Origin of the sequence: Serratia sp. NPDC078593, assembly GCF_050268245.1 — a bacterium.
Taxonomy (GTDB): domain Bacteria; phylum Pseudomonadota; class Gammaproteobacteria; order Enterobacterales; family Enterobacteriaceae; genus JBNNGK01.
Genome location: NZ_JBNNGK010000029.1, coordinates 1 through 19,239, shown reverse-complemented (window position 1 = coordinate 19,239; position 19,239 = coordinate 1). Strand labels below are relative to the sequence as shown.

At 50.5% G+C, this 19,239-nt stretch carries 18 protein-coding genes; 10 read left to right on the top strand and 8 right to left on the bottom strand.

Annotated features, from left to right (window positions below):
- The first annotated feature begins 47 nt into the window (after positions 1-47).
- On the top strand, positions 48-242 hold the full coding sequence (locus ACQKDS_RS19475; RefSeq protein ID WP_427622618.1) for a DUF2188 domain-containing protein: 195 nt from the start codon (positions 48-50) through the stop codon (positions 240-242).
- A gap of 860 nt (positions 243-1,102) precedes the next feature.
- Here the strand turns inward: ACQKDS_RS19475 and ACQKDS_RS19470 are convergent.
- The 6 genes from ACQKDS_RS19470 to acrD form a co-directional block, all read right to left on the bottom strand.
- The gene (locus ACQKDS_RS19470) at positions 1,103-1,762 is read right to left on the bottom strand and encodes a GNAT family N-acetyltransferase (protein ID WP_399673781.1); all 660 of its coding nucleotides are present in this window, start codon (positions 1,760-1,762) and stop codon (positions 1,103-1,105) included.
- 47 nt (positions 1,763-1,809) lie between these two features.
- On the bottom strand, positions 1,810-3,036 hold the full coding sequence (locus tag ACQKDS_RS19465) for a pyridoxal phosphate-dependent decarboxylase family protein (protein ID WP_399673779.1): 1,227 nt from the start codon (positions 3,034-3,036) through the stop codon (positions 1,810-1,812).
- Positions 3,037-3,190: 154 nt separating this feature from the next.
- Positions 3,191-3,706 (bottom strand): hypothetical protein, encoded by a 516-nt coding sequence (locus ACQKDS_RS19460; RefSeq protein ID WP_399673777.1) that lies wholly within the window; start codon positions 3,704-3,706, stop codon positions 3,191-3,193.
- Entirely contained in the window at positions 3,703-4,131 is a 429-nt protein-coding gene (locus ACQKDS_RS19455; RefSeq protein ID WP_399673775.1) for a hypothetical protein, read from the bottom strand. Before ACQKDS_RS19455 ends, ACQKDS_RS19460 begins: the two co-directional genes overlap by 4 nt.
- A 251-nt stretch (positions 4,132-4,382) precedes the next feature.
- Entirely contained in the window at positions 4,383-5,375 is a 993-nt protein-coding gene (locus ACQKDS_RS19450; protein WP_399673773.1) for an NAD-dependent epimerase/dehydratase family protein, read from the bottom strand.
- A gap of 381 nt (positions 5,376-5,756) precedes the next feature.
- The gene (acrD, locus tag ACQKDS_RS19445) at positions 5,757-8,891 is read right to left on the bottom strand and encodes a multidrug efflux RND transporter permease AcrD (RefSeq protein WP_399673771.1); all 3,135 of its coding nucleotides are present in this window, start codon (positions 8,889-8,891) and stop codon (positions 5,757-5,759) included.
- A 413-nt stretch (positions 8,892-9,304) separates the two neighbouring features.
- On the opposite strand from acrD, the gene ACQKDS_RS19440 reads away from it, so the two are divergent.
- The gene (locus ACQKDS_RS19440) at positions 9,305-9,583 is read left to right on the top strand and encodes a winged helix-turn-helix domain-containing protein (protein ID WP_399673769.1); all 279 of its coding nucleotides are present in this window, start codon (positions 9,305-9,307) and stop codon (positions 9,581-9,583) included.
- A gap of 40 nt (positions 9,584-9,623) precedes the next feature.
- Here the strand turns inward: ACQKDS_RS19440 and ACQKDS_RS19435 are convergent, their stop codons facing one another.
- Together ACQKDS_RS19435 and narQ are read right to left on the bottom strand one after the other, a co-directional pair.
- Complete coding sequence (locus tag ACQKDS_RS19435; RefSeq protein WP_399673787.1) at positions 9,624-10,256, bottom strand: response regulator; 633 nt, start codon at positions 10,254-10,256, stop codon at positions 9,624-9,626.
- A gap of 160 nt (positions 10,257-10,416) precedes the next feature.
- Positions 10,417-12,111, bottom strand: a complete 1,695-nt coding sequence (gene narQ / locus ACQKDS_RS19430) for a nitrate/nitrite two-component system sensor histidine kinase NarQ (protein WP_399673785.1) — start codon at positions 12,109-12,111, stop codon at positions 10,417-10,419.
- A 447-nt stretch (positions 12,112-12,558) separates the two neighbouring features.
- On the opposite strand from narQ, the gene napF reads away from it, so the two are divergent.
- The 8 genes from napF to nudK all read left to right on the top strand — a co-directional run bounded on the left by napF (position 12,559) and on the right by nudK (position 19,220).
- Complete coding sequence (gene napF / locus ACQKDS_RS19425; RefSeq protein WP_399673767.1) at positions 12,559-13,053, top strand: ferredoxin-type protein NapF; 495 nt, start codon at positions 12,559-12,561, stop codon at positions 13,051-13,053.
- Entirely contained in the window at positions 13,043-13,309 is a 267-nt protein-coding gene (gene napD / locus ACQKDS_RS19420) for a chaperone NapD (protein WP_399673783.1), read from the top strand. Before napF ends, napD begins: the two co-directional genes overlap by 11 nt.
- Positions 13,306-15,792: a nitrate reductase catalytic subunit NapA gene (gene napA / locus ACQKDS_RS19415; protein WP_399673765.1), complete on the top strand. Its 2,487-nt coding sequence runs from the start codon at positions 13,306-13,308 to the stop codon at positions 15,790-15,792. Before napD ends, napA begins: the two co-directional genes overlap by 4 nt.
- Before the next feature lie 9 nt (positions 15,793-15,801).
- Positions 15,802-16,554, top strand: a complete 753-nt coding sequence (napG, locus tag ACQKDS_RS19410; RefSeq protein ID WP_399673763.1) for a ferredoxin-type protein NapG — start codon at positions 15,802-15,804, stop codon at positions 16,552-16,554.
- On the top strand, positions 16,554-17,462 hold the full coding sequence (napH, locus tag ACQKDS_RS19405; protein ID WP_399673762.1) for a quinol dehydrogenase ferredoxin subunit NapH: 909 nt from the start codon (positions 16,554-16,556) through the stop codon (positions 17,460-17,462). Before napG ends, napH begins: the two co-directional genes overlap by 1 nt.
- Positions 17,459-17,908: a nitrate reductase cytochrome c-type subunit gene (gene napB, locus ACQKDS_RS19400; protein WP_399673760.1), complete on the top strand. Its 450-nt coding sequence runs from the start codon at positions 17,459-17,461 to the stop codon at positions 17,906-17,908. The genes napH and napB overlap by 4 nt, the downstream gene beginning before the upstream one ends.
- Before the next feature lie 11 nt (positions 17,909-17,919).
- On the top strand, positions 17,920-18,528 hold the full coding sequence (gene napC, locus ACQKDS_RS19395; protein ID WP_399673758.1) for a cytochrome c-type protein NapC: 609 nt from the start codon (positions 17,920-17,922) through the stop codon (positions 18,526-18,528).
- A 125-nt stretch (positions 18,529-18,653) separates the two neighbouring features.
- Positions 18,654-19,220: a GDP-mannose pyrophosphatase NudK gene (nudK, locus tag ACQKDS_RS19390; protein WP_399673756.1), complete on the top strand. Its 567-nt coding sequence runs from the start codon at positions 18,654-18,656 to the stop codon at positions 19,218-19,220.
- The last annotated feature ends 19 nt before the right edge of the window (positions 19,221-19,239 follow it).

The window sequence follows — 19,239 nt, the reverse complement described above, 5'->3', positions numbered from 1 at the left end:
CGTCTGTTACGTCCGGTCATAATGTCACCTGTTTTGACTGTGAGGTGATGATACCACCTCTATTCAGGTGGCCAAATTCAGTGTGCCACTACACTTCAACCCACCACACGCAGCAGGAAGCGATTGACGCAGGTCGCACGATTGCACAGAACCAGGGTAGCGAGCTGGTCATTCATCGACCTAACGGGCAGATCCGGGATAAAGATTCACACGGGAAAGATCCTTACCCACCAAAAGGTTGAGCATTAGCATTTTTCAGTGATACCAAAGAGGCTAACTAGCCTCTTTCATACTTTTGACAAAGCACCTTAAGGCTGGGTAGTTGTTGTCAGGCTGTAAACTCAACTTTTTTAGAAAGCAATCCTTAGAAAACTATCATTCAACGAGTAACTCCCATTTGAGGATAAATCACAGCAAATGGGAGTTACTCACATATCCATATGATGTTTTGTACATCAGATCCAGCAGGAAGATACGGGTTAGCATAACTACAATTGCGACTATGACTGCTCCAAGACGAGCTACTTGGTGTGCTGGAAGTCCATCGTTCCAAGATGCTAGTGTGTTCATTTATTATCCATAATTGATGGACATAGCTGTTCAACAGAAGTGCGTAAGCATAATGCATAAAACAGGGCTGTGGAATGTTATGGTTGAAGTCGTTTATGTTGAATGCGAATCCGTAACTTTATGAATATACTGATTTTAATTACTTCTTTACTCGACGAAAAATGAAAGTACGAAAAGTTTGTTTAATATTCAATGTATTTTAATGCCATAGAGAGTGAGCGAGTTTTTTGCGTCGTTTTGTTTCATGAAAAAATGTTACCTATACATCAGGATTGGCTCAGAGCAACAGATAGCCTAAATCATCGCAGAGAATTGCTCATTACGTTTTAACGATAATGCCCCAGCGCAGCATTTCGATCCAGAGTACAGGCTAATTATTGATGAAGGGGAGGGCAATCCATGCCGAACAGCAGCGGAACGGCCACTTATCGATCCGTGTAGGCCAGCACGAGCCTCGTCGCCGATGCTGACCTTAATTAAATAAAACCGGTAAACACAGCGCCTGTTTTGTACTCGAAAGAGACTCAACGCGTTATGCCGCCACTGTATCTTTGAGGAGATATCGGCACAACACACACATCTTGCTATCTTCAGCCGCGAGGAAAGGGTAAGTCCCTTGTGTTTCATATTGGGCGTAATGTAGCGTGTTGAGTTGGGTTACCTCTGTTTCCTTTTCTAAAAATGCAAGATTGTATTGGCTCGTCACTTCTGAAATACAATGGCGATATCCTTGCTTGTATGCCCAACTTGCTCCCATTTGATACATTTTTCTTAATACACCTTGGCGTTGAAACTCAGGCCAAACGGCCGTCATCCAACAGTGCAATAATTTATTATTTTCTAGACCTTCATCATTTTTTTTATAATCATAAATCGAGTGTAAAAATTTGAAGATGGTATCCAATTTCTCGTTGTTATAATCATCGGGAATAAAGTCATGTTCGAAATCGGTAAATATTTTCACTCCTGCCAGACGTGATGATGCTTCATGTATTGCAACCCAGGATAATTGGTTTTCGACGGCGTAATGTACCAAATCGGTAACGAAAGGCCTTAACTCGTCTGCGCGTATGCCTAATGCCTTGCCTAGTGGCTCATGTGTGCTAAATACGCTACACAAACAATCGATAGCCTGTGAGCTAGTTGCCTGATTGAGTAACTGATAAGTAAAGTTCGGCTGTTCTGTTTTCACACTCTGTTCTCCGTTTCGCTGATTGAGGGTTTAGGTCTTTATTTTGTTTATGTGCGCGCGTTTATCGCTTCATTCATCGCGGAACGCAGATGCGATAGGATACGGGGCAGCCAGGTTTTATGTGTTGGCTTCATCAGACAAACGCGTAGGCATAACACGCTATCGGCATCCCAAAACGTATTGTCTGACGTAACCCGATTTTGTAGCAGCTTTCGCGAAACGCGTACTAAGGCGAGGTGAAGATTAATTTCTGCCGCTTTATCAAAAATCTTTTGTGATAGCGCAGAGCTGGTTTCTGCGCTGGTGTCAGGCACATACCATAAAACGATGTCGAGCGAAGGGGGTAACACCGTTACGCAATCTGCTTGTTCATTTAGCCAATGAAAAAGTGACAGAGCGGCGTCTCTTGAGCATTGTAGCGCGGCGGCAAATTGTCCATCGCGGGTGAGCGGTAGCAGCTTTTGCGTTGCCCAGAGCGCCCCAGCTGAAGCGCCAGCCCGTGAGCATTCCAGGCTAATCTCGCCTAAATGCAACTCGTTAGAGCTAAAATAGGTGTAAGGTGAATCATGTTTATAATATTTCCCCACCGCTGGATTTTTAAACAAGATGCACCCGCAACCATAGGGTTGCATTCCATGCTTGTGGGGATCGATAACAATAGAATCAGCCTGATGGAGCGCATCAAAGATTTTTCGGTTTTCATCGGGGAGCTGTGTGCACAGTGTAAAATAACCACCGTATGCAGCATCGATGTGAATTCTAAAAGAATATTGACGCTGTAAGGCGATAATCGCATCTAATGGATCTAACGTGCCCATGGCGGTAGTGCCTAATGTCACCACGACCGTGCCAATGTGGCCTTGTTTTAATCTTGCTTCCAGCTCCGCGATATCCATTCGGCCGAGGGTATCGCAGGGGATTTTCTCAAATTCAATTTCTAATACTTGGCTAATACGTTGATGCGTGTAATGGGCAAGTTCAGAGGCCGCGACTGACTTTCCGGGGGCGAGTTTTCTGGCAATCCAGAGTGCTTCTAAATTAGCGAACGTTCCACCGCTGGTGAGATGGCCAAGGTGTTCATGCCATCCTACCATTTTGGCTATTTCAGCAACGGCTTCTTTTTCAAGTGCCGAAGTTGCCCTCCCACCATCAAGTGCGTGATTATTCGGGTTGATATACAGGCATAGCGAATAAGCAAGACGCGCAATGGGATGCGGCGGTTTTAACATCTGTCCGAGATAAAACGGATGAAAATAAGGGTAGTTATCGGCCATTCGTAACGATAACTCACCTAAGACGTTTTCCATTTCTGGCAGCGATACGGTTTCCGCATAGGCGGGTAGCATGGAGAAACGGGCATCCAATTGAGAAACCTGTCTGGCTAACAAATCAATTTCTTCTTGATTAAACATGTTTTTCCGCCAAGGATTATTTGGGCTGAAGAGAGGAAAGACGTTTTATTTTAAAATCAGTTAATACTTCTGTTGCTACAGAGTGCGCTTGTGCGCTTCTTAAACTTTTCTGATTAACAACAAATTGCTCGCAAACAAAGATATGGGCATCATAGGCTTGTTGTACCGATATCACAAAATCATCATAGGCAGTGCCAAAGAAACTGTGCATATTTTCTTTATTCTTTTTTATCCGTGTCATTATTTTAACTAAATATGCATGGTCCATACTACCCAGGCCACTAAAGCGTTCTGGCATCGACGGTCGGATAAGGTTCTCATAGCTTTCCTTCTTGAAGTCAGCGCTATATCGCATCGCCAAGGCTGATGCTCTCATCATGCTGGCCGCATTTTTTAACGAAAGCATACCGTCGTGCTTTTTTTTCTGCGTTAAATAAATTTCTGCATTGTGTAACGACATCAATGCGGCTTGAATAAATAGAAAAAAAATTTTATGCCCAACTTTCCAACGCACTAATTCAGGTGTGTTCATATTACCTCCTTATCGCATTCATTGGGGGTGAGATAATCGATACCAATGTGCAGTGCATCGACTATTCCTTGCAATAAACTTTCCTTCTCATTGTGACTGAGTGTTGTCCTGTTTTGCCCCGTATCTTCAGTAAATATTAAGGCACAATGGATACCGTAACGGACATAAGTTTCTAATGGATTGTCTGCCGTGCGTGTAACTTCAAAGTAATCATCAAATATTTTGAATGCCTCATTGTTGATTTCTATGGTTTTTATTGGTTTTTTTTTAGGGAGAGTGGATTCATATTTACACAAAAAATCAATATTATCAGATAATGATATCTCTTGGCGGTTGAGTATGGCGATAATGGCATTTATATCATCACAGCATGATGCTTTATGTCTGTTGGCAATCAATATCTCGGGAATGGTTAGTACGCTCATAATATTTCCATGAAATTTTGGATGTTTTAAATCATAGAGTAGGTATTAAGAATTAACCAAGTCACATTGATAATTTTATTTTGGCATGCTGATCGTTAACTTAATTAATACGCTAATGTTTTTATAAATCTCTTATGATTCTAGGCGTTAAAATTTTTAAATGATTGACTGTTATTTTTCGTGAGTAATGTTAAATAATTTGATCCTTGGATATAATGATTCGTTATATTAATAGGTGTCTAAGTAATAGGCTATGATGAGGGGGCGACGGGGTAAGGCATCCCATCATAGGCTTGGTTATGGTATCGCCGCCAGCCAATTATTGATGAGAGTGGGCTACGGAAAGATTGCCCATCAGATAGGGAGGTTAACGCAGATTGGAATGAATACTGTGGTTCCCACTGCAATAACTTCCTAGCCTTTTCATTGCTGTAAACTCGATCAATTTTGGGGAACATTTTCCATCCTAATTTTTGATAAAGCTGAATATAATCTGGGTACAATTTACTGATAACACTTTCGGCTGCTTGTCTAATATCATTGCAGTGTAAGGGGGAGAAGGGCGTTGTTGCACTGATGATAAACCTGTCAAATCCTGACTCCGGCGTATAATGGATGGCGGCAAAATGAGCGTTCACCGCATCTTCAATATCTACTCGCCGATAGAGTAGTTCATTAACTTTAGCATTTTCCGGGCTATAGGTTTCTCTGATATGTGGATTATCATCATCCTCATAAAAGAAACGTGATAGCCTTAAAACAACACAGTCAATATTATTTTTTTTTGGCTGGATACGGCATAATTCTTCCGCCGCAAGTTTGGTGACGCCATATATATTTTTGCTTCTAATATCTACTGACTCATCAATCCATATGGCCGGACTATTATCGGGAGGGGATAAGTTATCCCCAAATATACTGGTGGTGCTGGACATGATAAATTTTCTTACGTGGTTTTTAGTGGCTGCCTGTAACAGGTTAGAGGTTCCTGCGACGTTAGTTTGTATAAAGTTATTATAACTATGGGTGACGATGTGTGGTTTATGTAAACCTGCCGCGTGAAATACCACGTCTATATTTTTCATATGTTGATCGATAAAATCATGATCCTCTATCGATCCAATAAAAGAGGTGTGATCTGAGGGGGTTATATCAATACCGGTCACCTCATATCCTCTTTTTTTACAGGTTAAGGCTAAGGCTGTACCCAAATTTCCGGAGCTGCCGGTGATTAAAATCTTCATATAATTTAACCATTTTAGTGGTGTTTGGGAGGGTGTACCTAACTTGTTAAAGGGTTTTACTGGAACCTGTCTTAAAAATAGATTAGCAATTCTAAACTGTAAAGTGCTTCTTCAAGAATCAGCGTGAGCGATAGCGTTGCCTAAGGGCTCACTTGGTTAAAAAAACGTGGAATTTTCGGCGGTTAATTATTGAGGTTGTCAGCGTTTTGGTCGGTCGTGAATTAGGTAACTGGAAAGATTTTATCGACGAAATATTGGGTAACTGGCAATAACCAACAAGATGCGTTGATTTCGTGGAATTGGGTTTAAAACACCGTGGAAAGGGTAATCAGTAAGACGTCAAAAAGCAGCACCGGTTTCCCGGTGCTGATTTTTTATACGTTAATCTGCAGTTTTCTCCGTTTGCGCTGGCATAAGCTGTTTGCCGGGAAAGCGTCGTCGTACCAGCACAAAGAATAACGGTACGAAGAAGATCGCCAGCAGCGTGGCGGAAATCATACCGCCCATTACGCCGGTGCCAACGGCATGCTGGCTACCAGAGCCTGCGCCTTGGCTCATGGTCATCGGCAGTACGCCAAAAATAAACGCCAGTGAGGTCATCAGAATAGGGCGTAAGCGCATACGTGCGGCCTCGAGCGTCGCCGCGGTCAAGTCTTGGCCTCTTTGATTGAGTTCGTTAGCAAATTCGACGATCAAGATGGCGTTCTTGGCTGAAAGCCCAATGATCGTCAGCAACCCCACCTGGAAGTAAACATCGTTTTCCAGCCCGCGAAGCCAGGTTGCGGCAACCGCGCCAATCACGCCAAGCGGCACCACCAGCATCACTGAGAAGGGAATTGACCAGCTTTCATAGAGCGCAGCCAGACACAGGAACACCACCAGCAGTGAGATAGCATACAGCGCTGGCGCCTGCGAGCCAGAGAGGCGTTCTTGATATGACATGGCGGTCCATTCCGGCCCAAAACCGTTCGGCAACATACTGACCAATCGCTCCATTTCAGCCATTGCGGTACCGCTACTGATGCCACTTGCCGCTTCGCCGACGATTTCAACGGCTGAACTGCCGTTAAACCGCTCTAAACGTGGCGACCCGTATTCCCAGCGGCTGGTAGCAAAGGCGGAAAAGGGCACCATGCCACCGCTGTGATTACGCACGTACCATTTATCGATATCACCTGGCAGCATGCGGAATGGCGCGGCGGCCTGCACGTAAACTCTCTTTACCCGGCCGCGGTCAACAAAGTCATTAACATAGGTTGAACCCCAGGCGGTGGATAATGTGCTATTGATGTCATCAATGTTGACGCCTAAAGCTTGCGCTTTGCGCTGATCGATATCAATTTGCATCTGCGGGCTGTCATCCAAACCGTTGTGCCGAACGCGGGAGAGCAGGGGGCTTTCACCGGCAAGTTGCAACAGTTGGTCGCGTGCTGCCATCAATTTGGTGTGGCCTAAGCCACCGTGGTCTTGTAATTCCATATCAAAGCCAGAAGAACTGCCCATGCCGCTGATGGCAGGCGGACTACTGGCGATCACGCGTGCCTCATTAATTTTACTGAATGCTTTGCTGGCGCGAGCGATAATGTCAAACGATGAATCGCCAGAACCGCGCTCGCTCCAATCCTTCAACCGTACATACATACGCGCTACGTTCTGGCCGTTCCCCCCCGGTCCGGCACCGACGGTAGCAAAGACAGAAAGCACATCTTGCTTCTCTTCGGTTAGCAGATAGTGTTCTACTTTTTCAACCACCTTAGCCGTTTGCTGCTGTGTTGAACCGGGGGGAAGTTGTACCTGTACAGTGAACACACCGCGATCTTCCAACGGCAAAAATGAGGTAGGCAACTTCATAAACAGCCATGTCAGCCCGCCCAGTAGCAGCAGATAGATAAGCATATAACGCAGGCTGTGATGCAACACGCGCGCCACCCCGCGCTCATAGCGCATGGCGCTGCGATTGAACATACGGTTGAACCAGCCGAAAAAGCCGCGTTTCCCGTGATGATGCCCTTTGGCGATGGGTTTCAGCAGCGTTGCGCACAAGGCAGGGGTGAGGATCATCGCCACCAACACCGATAAAACCATTGAGGAAACGATGGTGATCGAAAATTGGCGATAGATAGCCCCGGTGGTACCGCCGAAGAAGGCCATGGGAATAAACACCGCGGACAACACCATCGCGATACCCACCAGTGCGCCCTGTATCTGGCCCATTGATTTGCGCGTGGCTTCACGCGGTGGCAGACCTTCCTCACTCATTACGCGTTCGACGTTCTCCACAACCACGATGGCGTCATCCACCAGCAGGCCGATGGCTAACACTATGGCGAACATGGTTAGCGTATTGATACTGAACCCACAGGCAGAAAGGATGGCAAAAGTGCCAAGCAGAACGACCGGCACGGCAAGGGTGGGGATCAGCGTGGCACGAAAATTTTGTAAGAACAGGTACATCACCAGAAAGACCAACAAAATGGCTTCTAACAACGTTTTTACGACGTCTTTGATTGAGGCCTTAACGAACGGTGTTGTCTCATAGGCGACTTTCGCCTCCAACCCTGACGGGAAGTACTGCGACAGCTCTTCTATTTTGGCTTTAACCCGTTCGTCAGTCTGCAATTCATTGGCACCGGAGGCCAACTTAATGTTCATCCCCGCCGCAGGCATGCCGTTATAGCGGCTGAGATAGTCATAGTTTTCGCCGCCGAGTTCAACCGTGGCGACATCGCCGAGGGTCACTAATGAGCCATCTTGATTGACCCGCAGTGTGATTTGGCGGAACTGTTCTGGCGTTTGCAATTGCGATTGCGCGTTAATCGTAGCGTTAAGTGCCTGGTGATCGACTGACGGCGTCCCCCCGAGTTGACCGACAGCCACCTGCGCATTTTGTGATTTAATGGCGCCGATCACATCTTCGGTGGTCAATTTGTAACTGGTGAGTTTATTCGGATCGAGCCAGACACGCATGGCGTACTGCGAACCATAAACGTCCATGCTGCCAACGCCATTGATACGGCTGAGGGGATCTTGCAGGTTGGAAACGATATAGTCGGCGATATCTTGTTTATCCATGCTGCCATTGGTAGAAACGAAAGCGACCATCATCAGCGTGGTATCACCAGATTTGGATACGGTAACTCCTTGCTGCTGCACCGCCTGCGGCAAGCGTTTTATTGCCGCCTGCAACTGATTTTGCACCTGCTGCATGGCTTCATTCGGATCGGTACCGGCTTCAAAGGTCAGCGTTACCGTGGCGCGTCCGGTGTTGGTGCTCTGAGACGACATATACATCATGTTGTCGAGCCCCGTCATGTTTTGTTCAATGATTTGGGTAACGGTGTTTTCCAGCGTTTGTGCGGAGGCACCGGGATAGTTTGCACTGATGCGTACATTTGGCGGTGCCAGATTCGGATACTGTTCCACCGGCAATGAAAAAATCGCCAAAGCACCGGTGAGGCAAAGAATAATTGCCAACACCCAGGCAAAAATCGGGCGATCAATAAAAAAATTAGCCATGCAGCGCGAACCTCGTGGTGTCTTGTTCTATCTTTAATTACGCATTAACGTTGAGTTTTCGTCAGTTGGGAAGGTTACCAACGTAATACCCAAATCATTCGCGTTGCGGGAAGGCGGCAATGCGGTAAATCCTCAACGTTCAGTTTACACCGTGGCGGAGGAGCGACAATTCTGCCAGTGCGGATTTGAACGCTGCTTGCAACGGGTTAAAGCCCTATAACAGCAACCTAAAATAGGCGGTAGGGTGCACTTTACTCGGCATAGCGGGCAAAAGCGTGGAGAAAAAAAGGAGATAATGTAAATAACGGTAGTCGATGCGCGTGCAGTCCACGGACCGCGTTTAACAGCGCAATAATGTGTCGGCTCGTTACCTGAGGTGAATAAGTGGCGTTAAGCCGAAGCGGGAGAAAGGTATGGAAATAAACCCGGTATTTGCGCGTCGCCTGTATTTATGCTGGTTGATAAGCCACAGCGAACGGCCAAACGTACCACGGCTGATGGCACTCACCGGTTGGCCGCGGCGCACGTTACAAGATGTGCTGAAAGCGTTGCCTGGGCTTGGCGTGGAATTGCAATTTGTACAGCAGGGGGTACGAAATAATGACGGTTATTACCAGTTGACTCACTGGGGGCCGTTAAACAAAGACTGGGTGCACCAGCATCATCAAGCTCTGCTTGGCATGCTGGCGTAATCGCTAATATCCCCGGCATGCCGGGGTATCCCTTGATGCGTCACTGGTTTTTATGTTCCAAGTAGAGCACGGTGGCGGCCACACGGGAGCGCACGTCCAGTTTACGCAGCATATTGCGGATATGCACTTTGACCGTCTCTTCAGAAATATGCAGCTGTGCTGCGACCTGTTTGTTTGACATGCCGCGAGCGACTTCTTGCAACACATCCAGCTCGCGCTCGGTGAGATCGGCAAATGGGTTGTGTTGCTCGCTGCGCGATGAGAGATAATCCGCTACCGCGTCACTGATGACGTTTTCACCTTCTGCCGCGGCGCGAATATATTCCAATAACTGTTCTGGCTCGCTGTCTTTCAATAGATAACCATCTGCGCCAGCATCGATTAAGGCATACACATCGTTGCGCGCGTCTGATACGGTCAGCACGATAATGCGAGCGTCGACACCATCGTCACGCAAGGCTTTCAGCGTATCAAGGCCAGAAAGCCCTTTCATGTTCAAATCCAGCAGGATCACATCCAACGTTTGTTGGGCAGCCAAGCCGATGGCCTCGTTGCCATTGCTCGCTTCGGCAACCACGGTAAAGCCGGGTTCCAGTCCCAATAATTGCTTAATGCCGCGACGCATTAACGGGTGATCGTCGACGATCATAACGCGATAATTCTTCATCACCATGAAAATTGCTCCCTGTAACGAGTAAAGCCACGCAAACGCGCGATAGACGCGCTTCGCCATGGGACTGACTCTTTTAAAATAGTGGCAAATCGCGCCGTAAACCTCCTTAGTTGGCGATCATGGTGCAATTTAGCCGCAACGAAGGATGAACAACCCTTCTTTAATCATTATTTTGTGAAGGAAATGACAGGCAGACTTCGGTGCCGCCTTGTTTTCCGCGCGCAATGCGTAATGTTCCCCCCAGCCGCGCCGCACGTTCGCTCATAATAGTCAGGCCATAATGGCCTTCGGGTTCGTCCAGACTGGCGATGCCGCATCCATCATCAATGATGCAGATTTGATTTTCACCGCGGTCGGTGGCGATGCAGCGAATGGCGATTTCCTGTGCGTCGGCGTGCTTGATGGCGTTGAGCACGGCCTCCCGAACGATTTGCAGTGCGTGAACCTGTTGCTGGGCGTTGAGCGCCTGCGAGGAAAGTTGACAGTGTAACTGAATCCGTGCGCGTGATAGAACTTTTAATGGTACCAGTAATTGTTGCAACGCGGCGTTTAAATCGGCCTCTTGGATACTCAAGCGGAAGGTGGCCAGCAGTTCACGCAATTGACGGTAAGCGTCAGCCAGCGCACGATCGAAATCAGCAATGATCGCCTGCGCCTGCGGCGAACTGTCTGCCAGAGTACGTTTGAGCAGCGTCATTTGGATACGTAAGAAGGTGAGCGCCTGCGCCAGGGAATCATGCAGCTCACGCGCGATCGTGGCGCGTTCCTCCATCAATAAGAATTGCATATGCTGTTTCTGCGCCCGCTTAACGTATACGCCACGGCTAAGCATATTGGCTACGCTTTGCATCAGGTGCGGGTTTGGCGGCCGATCGCGGAGCTGCCAGCTTAATTGCCCCAGCGACCGGTTTTCCTGCACGATGGTGAGCCGTTGCCACGGCTGGTCAGCCAACGCTTCACCGCTGTTAAGCCGCCATTGGCTCAGGCTGTCGTGCACGTTGAGTTCAATGCATTGTAACTGCTCGCTGCGACGTACAATGTGCAGAATTTTTTCAAACGCTTGCCGATCGATTTGCCCGGTGCTTAGCGCTTGTGAGCAGCTGTACATCACTTCCAGCGTGTTATTGGCGTGCTGTAGCCGTTCGGTTTTTTGCTGGACTTTTTGCTCCAGTGACTGATAAAGCTTGGACAGTTCGCTGGACATGGCGGTAAAGGTGGTAGACAGCACGCCAAGCTCATTGGGCAGCGTAACGTCAAGCGGGGGATGGTTAAAATCGCGCTGTTGCACCCGTTGGCTGGCCTCCACCAATTGCCGCAAGGGGGCAACTACCTGACGACGCATGAAGCGGATGCAAAATAATACCAGACCGATAATGGCGATATAGCCCATTACGCTGATGGTGGCGACAATCGTCAGTTTGATTTCCGAATAGCGCTGCAACGCCAACACAAAATGGTCAATCTGACCGACGTAACTGGCGACATTATCTTGATAGTGTTGCGTTTTTCCGGCGTGTATTTGCTGTTCCAGCAATTGCCATGCATGCAGTAGGGCGAGGTATTTTTCACGTACCTCTGCCGGTACGTAAAACCGATCTAACTTCTGCAAAGCTTGGGCTTGCAACGATTGTTGGTACACGGCGAGATGCTGTTCCAGCGTGGCGCTGTGCTGAGCCAAATCGTAAGCTAGACGATAACTCTGCATGCGCAGCGAACCGGCGATATTCACCGCTTCGGCATCACGCAGGCTGTCGGCAACGGTCGTCAGCGCCAAACCGGTGGACAACACCGATAGCACCACAATGCAGATCAACGCCTTGGCCAGGCTGTTGGTCACTGAACGTTTTACCAGCAAAAACACATCCTTTTCTGATTGCAGCCCGTGCTGCGTTTTCATTCGAAAGCAAAATGAGCATTTTTGCAACTAAAATACGCCGCCCAGGCGGTAAGCGAAGTATCCGCGTGTGAAATAGCCATCGTTATATAATCAAACTAATAGCGATTGCATGAAAAAAACGGGATAAATCTCAGCCCAGCGGTTCAGAGATTGATCTGGCGCAAGCTACCCCCTGATTTACCCCTTTAGGGGGATTATCTACCCCTCCCTGACATCCTATCTTAGCCTCGCCCAGCCTTGGGACAGCCAGATCAAAAAAACAGAACGTTATACCAACGGCAAACAAGATCAACGATTCGGGAAAGCGAACTAACGCCTCTCGACCACGCTGGCGGCGTTGTCATTAATCTCAAGGTCAGTAGGCAGCGATTGGATTGGCATACCGCAACGTCAAGGATAAATAGCATGGCCGAATTGTCGCGGCGCACGCTGCTCAGTGGACAATGGCGTCACCCCTCAACAGCAATCCGCCCTCCGTGGTCGCGGGCCGAACCTCTTTTTATCGCCGGTTGCACACGCTGCCAGGCCTGCGTCGGCGCGTGTGAAACCGGCGTACTGATCAACGGGCGTGGCGGTTATCCCGAGATTGACTTCACGCGAGCGGAATGCACCTTCTGCGGCCATTGCGTTGCCGCGTGTGCAGCGCCGTTGTTCCGGCCGCAGAGTGAGTTGCCGTGGCAGTTGCAGGCCCAATTCGCTGCCGGTTGTCTGGCTTTGCAGGGAGTTGAGTGCCGCAGTTGCCAAGACAGCTGTGAAACGCAGGCGATTCGCTTTCGACCTCGTCTTGGCGGCATCGCACAACCTTCATTGAGTGTTGCCGACTGTAACGGCTGCGGTGCCTGCGTCTTAGGCTGCCCGACGGGCGCAATCGACATAACCCGGAGTGAAAATAATGCATAACGAATGGCACGTCAGTGGGCTTATGGTCCAAGCCCGGCCGGAGATGTTTGCGCAGGTGATCCCTGCGCTGTTGGCGATCCCGGATACCGAGATACCGGCGCAAGACCGGGCGCAAGGCAAATTAGTGGTCGTCATGCAGGCAGCTCGTTCCCATGCGCTGCTGGAAAAAATTGAGTCGGCACGCAATCTGGACGGCGTGCTGGCGGTGTCGCTGGTTTACCACCAGCAAGATGAGCAAGGTGAGGTAACGCCATGAAACTCAGTCGTCGAGACTTCATGAAAGCTAATGCGGCGGCTGCGGCTGCGGCGGCTGCCGGGTTAACGATACCGACGGTGGCACAGGCCGTGGTGGGTAGCGCGGAAGAGATCAAATGGGATAAGGCCCCGTGCCGTTTCTGCGGTACGGGCTGTGGCGTATTGGTTGGTACGCAAAATGGCCGTATCGTCGCCTCACAGGGCGATCCCGATGCCCCGGTTAACCGGGGACTGAACTGCATCAAGGGCTATTTCCTGCCGAAAATCATGTACGGCAAAGACCGTCTGACGCAGCCGATGCTGCGCATGAAGAATGGCCAGTACGATAAAACCGGTGAGTTCACGCCGATTAGCTGGGAGCAGGCTTTCACTATCATGGCCGAGAAATTCAAGGGCGCATTGAAAGAGAAAGGCCCTGAGGCGGTCGGTATGTTTGGTTCGGGTCAGTGGACTATTTGGGAAGGCTACGCGGCGGCTAAACTGTTCAAAGCGGGTCTGCGTTCCAATAACCTCGATCCCAACGCGCGGCACTGTATGGCATCGGCGGTGGTTGGCTTTATGCGCACCTTCGGCATGGATGAACCGATGGGCTGTTACGACGACATCGAGCAGGCCGACGCTTTTGTGCTGTGGGGCTCCAACATGGCGGAAATGCACCCAATTCTGTGGTCGCGTATTACTAACCGCCGCTTGAGTAACGACAAAGTCAATGTGTCGGTGCTGTCGACCTTCGAACACCGGAGCTTCGAACTGGCGGATAACGCCATGGTGTTCACGCCGCAAACCGATTTGGCGATCATGAACTACATCGCCAACTATATTATTCAGAATAACGCGGTCGATCAGGCTTTCCTCCAACAGCATGTGAATATTCGCAAAGGCGCGACCGATATTGGTTATGGCCTGCGCCCGACGCATCCGTTGGAAAAAGCGGCTAAAAACCCGGGCAGTGACGCCTCTGAGCCGATGAGCTTTGATGATTACAAAGCGTTTGTCGCCGAGTATACGTTGGAGAAAACCGCGGCAATGAGCGGCGTGGCGAAAGATCAGTTGGAGGCGTTAGCCAAACTGTATGCCGACCCGAACATTAACGTGGTGTCCTACTGGACAATGGGCTTTAACCAGCATTCCCGTGGCGTCTGGGCAAATAACCTGTGTTACAACCTGCACCTGCTCACGGGCAAGATCTCTAAACCAGGCTGTGGGCCATTCTCGTTGACCGGCCAACCTTCCGCCTGCGGTACTGCGCGTGAAGTGGGCACCTTTGCCCACCGCTTGCCTGCCGACATGGTGGTCACCAATGAAAAGCACCGCCAAATCGCCGAGCAAAAATGGCAGCTACCTGCCGGGACGATTCCCGCCAAAGTGGGGTTGCATGCGGTGGCGCAAGATCGCGCATTGAAAGACGGCACGCTCAACGCCTACTGGGTGATGTGTAACAACAACATGCAGGCCGGGCCAAATATCACAGAGGAGCGTATGCCCGGCTGGCGCGATCCCCGCAACTTTGTGGTGGTTTCCGATCCGTATCCGACGGTGAGTGCGCTGGCGGCCGATCTGATCCTGCCGACCGCCATGTGGGTCGAGAAAGAGGGGGCATACGGTAACGCTGAACGCCGCACTCAATTTTGGCGTCAGCAGGTGAAAGCACCGGGTGAGGCGAAATCCGATTTATGGCAGTTGGTGGAGTTCGCTAAACGCTTCAAAGTGGAAGAGGTTTGGCCAGAGGAACTGCTGGCGCAGAAACCGACATACCGCGGTAAGACGCTGTATGACGTGCTGTTCGCCAATGGCGTGGTGGATAAATTCCCGTTGGATGAGATCCCGGCAACCCAGTTAAACGATGAAGCGCGCGACGTTGGCTTCTATCTGCAAAAGGGGCTGTTCGAAGAGTACGCCGATTTTGGGCGTGGCCATGGTCACGATTTGGCGGCGTTCGATATGTATCATCAGGCGCGGGGCTTGCGCTGGCCGGTGGTGGACGGCAAAGAAACCTTGTGGCGTTACCGCGAAGGTACCGATCCGTATGTTAAGGCGGGTGAGTCCGTGCGCTTTTATGGCAAACCAGACGGTAAAGCGGTGATCTTCGCGTTGCCGTTTGAACCCGCGGCGGAAAGCCCGGATGACGAATACGATCTGTGGTTGTCTACAGGGCGAGTGCTGGAACATTGGCATACCGGCTCGATGACACGCCGGGTGCCAGAATTGCACCGCGCCTTCCCTGAATCGGTGTTGTTCATTCACCCACTGGATGCCAAGAGCCGTAATTTACGGCGTGGCGATAAGGTCAAAGTCTTATCGCGCCGTGGTGAAGTGGTGAGCATCGTTGAAACGCGCGGGCGCAACCGCCCACCGAAAGGGCTGGTGTTTATGCCCTTCTTCGACGCGGCACAGTTGGTGAACAACCTGACGCTTGATGCTACCGATCCGCTATCGAAAGAAACTGACTACAAGAAGTGCGCGGTTAAGCTGGAGAAGGTTTAAGGGCGCTTGATGAGCCAGCAACGAGACAAAACCCCATCAAGACGGCGCTTCCTGCGTGATGCTACCCGCAGTGCTGCGGGGTTGGCAGGGATAGCGCTGCTGCTGGGGTTGCAGCAAAGGCAGTCGCAGGCGCGCGACGGGCTGGCATTGCGGCCGCCGGGTGCCTTGGCGGACGGTGCATTTGACCGCGCCTGCATCCGCTGCGGGCAGTGTGTGCAGGCTTGCCCGTATCACACCTTGAAGCTGGCGACACTGTTGTCGCCGTTGGCGGCAGGTACGCCTTATTTCGTGGCTCGCGATATAGCCTGCGAGATGTGTGAGGATATTCCCTGCGTGGCGGCGTGCCCTAGCGGTGCGCTCGATCCGTTGTTGAGCGATATCGATCGGGCGCGGATGGGGCTGGCGGTTCTGTTGGATCATGAAAATTGCCTCAACTGGCAAGGATTGCGCTGTGATGTGTGTTATCGAGTTTGCCCACAAATCGATAAGGCCATCACGCTGGAGATGCAACGCAACCCGCGTACCGGCAAGCATGCGCTGTTTTTACCGACGGTTCATAGCGAAGCCTGTACCGGCTGTGGCAAGTGTGAGCAGGCTTGCGTGTTAGAGCAGGCGGCGATCAAGGTGTTACCGCTGTCGTTGGCGCGCGGTCAACTGGGCGCGCATTATCGCTGGGGTTGGCAAGAGAAGCAGCACGCCGGTCAGGCTTTGGTGCCGGAAGGTGGGCAACTCCCCGCACGTGGCGTCAAGGAGGCACCGTAATGGCGAATCCGGTTGCCAAGGCAGGTCATGAGGCGCGCCGCCGTCATGGTTGGTGGTACAGCCATCGTTTTCTGCTGTTACGTCGTGGGAGTCAATTGCTGATTCTGTTGATGTTTTTGTCCGGGCCGCTCTGGGGCATTTGGATTTTGCGCGGTAATTACAGCGCCAGTCTGCTGTTGGAAACCGTGCCGCTAACCGATCCGCTGATGATGTTACAAAGCCTGTTGGCCGGCCACTGGCCAGCCTGGTTAGTCTGGGTTGGCGCTGCGGTGGTACTGGTTTACGGCCTGATTGGCAATCGCGTGTTTTGTGGCTGGGTGTGCCCACTTAATCCCGTGACCGACTTGGCCGCTTGGCTACGCCGCAAGCTGGGGCTGCGTCAATCGGCCAGCCTGCCGCGTAGCCTGCGCTATGGCATTTTGCTGGCCGTGCTGGCGGGGAGCGCTATCAGCGGTACGCTGGTGTGGGAGTGGCTTAATCCGGTGGCGCTTTTGGGGCGTGGCCTTATTCACGGTCATGCACAGGATGCTGTTGGCTGGTTAAGCGGATTAGCGGCGGCGTTCGGTGGCGGTATTTGGCTGTTACTTGTGCTGTTTTTATTTGATCTGCTGGTGGTTGAGCATGGCTGGTGCGGCCATTTATGCCCGATGGGCGCGTTATACGGCGTTATCGGCAGCCAAGGGATTGTGCACATCAGTGTACAACAGCGCGAAAAATGCACGCGATGCATGGATTGCTTCCATGTTTGCCCGGAGCCGCACATCCTGCGTGAGCCGTTATTGGTGCGCAAAGGAACGCCCCAGGTGGCGAGCCATGCCTGTCTTGCCTGCGGGCGGTGTATCGATGTTTGTGCAGAGAAAGTATTCACAATAAACACCCAATTTTATTCTTCGGGAGCAAAAAAATGAAAAGCAATGTCCTGAGAAAGCGTGTGTCCCGTTGGGCGGCGCTGATATCACTGGCGATCGCGGGCGTGGCGTTTGCCGCCAGTGAGGTCGATCTCAGCCAATCGCCGGAGGTTTCCGCCACCGCCGAAGGGCATATAAAGATGCCAAAACAGCAGGAGCGGATGGCACTCAACTATGTCAATCAGCCGCCGATGATCCCACATAGTATCGACGGCTATCAGGTCAGTAAGAATACCAATCGCTGCCTGCAATGCCACGGGGTTGAACATTATCGTACCACCGGTGCACCGCGTATCAGCCCAACGCACTTTATGGACAGCGACGGCAAGGTTCGTGGTGAAGTTGCCCCGCGCCGTTATTTCTGCCTGCAATGCCACGTACCGCAAAGCGATGCGGCACCGATTGTTGGTAACAACTTTGAGCCTATGCCGGGCTTCGGCAAGTAAGCGGAGAAATTATGGCTGAACAACACACAGAGAAAAAAAACGGTCTGATTCGCCGCGTGTGGCGCTGGTGGTGGCGTCCAAGTCGCTTGGCGCTTGGCACCTTGCTGCTGCTGGGTTTTGTCGCCGGCATCATCTTTTGGGGCGGTTTTAATACCGGCATGGAAGCGGCCAATACCGAACAGTTCTGCATTAGCTGCCACGAAATGCGTGAAAACGTCTATGAAGAATATATGGAGACAGTGCACTACAACAACCGTAGCGGGGTACGCGCCACCTGCCCAGATTGCCACGTGCCACACGAGTGGGGGCCCAAAATGTTGCGTAAAATTAAGGCCAGCAAAGAGCTGTACGCCAAGGCATTTGGTTTAATCGATACGCCGCAAAAGTTTGATAATCACCGTTTGGCGATGGCCACTAACGAATGGGCGCGGATGAAGGCCAATAATTCGCAAGAATGCCGTAACTGCCACAATTTCGACTATATGGATTTCACCGCACAGAAAACCGTAGCGGCTAAAATGCACGATAAAGCGATCGCTGAGGGTAAAACCTGTATCGATTGCCATAAAGGTATTGCCCATAAATTACCGGATATGCGCAATATACCTAACGGTTTCTGATCGTATCTTCATCAAGAAGCCCACTGTGCGTTGAGCCCAGTGGGTTTTTTTATTGCAAATCTACTGTAGCTGCGTTTAGCTAGTCGGCATGAGGTGGTTGGCCTGAAGTCATGGAAAAACGAGTAATGTCAGCAAAAATCGACAATGTAAAGAAAGAACTGTTATCTGATAACTGGTATGTGCTTAATAAGTATACTTTTGATTTAAAACGCAAAAATGGTGGTTCGGTGCAGCAGATGCGCGAGGTGTACGATCGCGGTAACGGCGCAACCATTTTGTTGTACAACCAGGAAAAAGGCACGGTCGTGCTGACCCGTCAATTTCGCATGCCAACCTATGTTAATGGTAATGAGAGTGGCATGTTGCTGGAAGCCTGTGCTGGGCTGCTGGACGATGATACGCCGGAACAGTGTGTTCGCCGGGAAGCGATGGAGGAAACCGGTTTTCAGATCGGTGAGGTGAAGAAGATTTTTGAAGCCTACATGTCGCCGGGCGGCGTTACCGAGATCGTTCACTTCTTTATTGCTGAATATAATGATGCGCAACGCCATAACGTTGGCGGCGGTATTGAAGATGAAGATATTGAAGTGGTGGAGCTGCCCTTTAGCGAGGCGGCAGCGATGATCGCCGATGGACGCATCAAGGATGCCAAGACCATCATGCTGTTGCAGTATTTGCAGTTACATCCGTAAAAACAGGGCCGAATCGGTA

Excerpts from the sequence above, each read along its gene's own strand:
- ACQKDS_RS19475 (WP_427622618.1), top strand. The coding sequence starts at position 48 with ATGATACCACCTCTATTCAGGTGGCCAAATTCAGTGTGCCACTACACT.
- ACQKDS_RS19465 (WP_399673779.1), bottom strand. The coding sequence starts at position 3,036 with ATGGCCGATAACTACCCTTATTTTCATCCGTTTTATCTCGGACAGATG.
- ACQKDS_RS19460 (WP_399673777.1), bottom strand. The coding sequence starts at position 3,706 with ATGAACACACCTGAATTAGTGCGTTGGAAAGTTGGGCATAAAATTTTT.
- ACQKDS_RS19455 (WP_399673775.1), bottom strand. The coding sequence starts at position 4,131 with ATGAGCGTACTAACCATTCCCGAGATATTGATTGCCAACAGACATAAA.
- ACQKDS_RS19450 (WP_399673773.1), bottom strand. The coding sequence starts at position 5,375 with ATGAAGATTTTAATCACCGGCAGCTCCGGAAATTTGGGTACAGCCTTA.
- acrD (WP_399673771.1), bottom strand. The coding sequence starts at position 8,891 with ATGGCTAATTTTTTTATTGATCGCCCGATTTTTGCCTGGGTGTTGGCA.
- ACQKDS_RS19440 (WP_399673769.1), top strand. The coding sequence starts at position 9,305 with ATGGAAATAAACCCGGTATTTGCGCGTCGCCTGTATTTATGCTGGTTG.
- ACQKDS_RS19435 (WP_399673787.1), bottom strand. The coding sequence starts at position 10,256 with ATGGTGATGAAGAATTATCGCGTTATGATCGTCGACGATCACCCGTTA.
- napF (WP_399673767.1), top strand. The coding sequence starts at position 12,559 with ATGGCCGAATTGTCGCGGCGCACGCTGCTCAGTGGACAATGGCGTCAC.
- napA (WP_399673765.1), top strand. The coding sequence starts at position 13,306 with ATGAAACTCAGTCGTCGAGACTTCATGAAAGCTAATGCGGCGGCTGCG.
- napG (WP_399673763.1), top strand. The coding sequence starts at position 15,802 with ATGAGCCAGCAACGAGACAAAACCCCATCAAGACGGCGCTTCCTGCGT.
- napH (WP_399673762.1), top strand. The coding sequence starts at position 16,554 with ATGGCGAATCCGGTTGCCAAGGCAGGTCATGAGGCGCGCCGCCGTCAT.
- napB (WP_399673760.1), top strand. The coding sequence starts at position 17,459 with ATGAAAAGCAATGTCCTGAGAAAGCGTGTGTCCCGTTGGGCGGCGCTG.
- napC (WP_399673758.1), top strand. The coding sequence starts at position 17,920 with ATGGCTGAACAACACACAGAGAAAAAAAACGGTCTGATTCGCCGCGTG.
- nudK (WP_399673756.1), top strand. The coding sequence starts at position 18,654 with ATGTCAGCAAAAATCGACAATGTAAAGAAAGAACTGTTATCTGATAAC.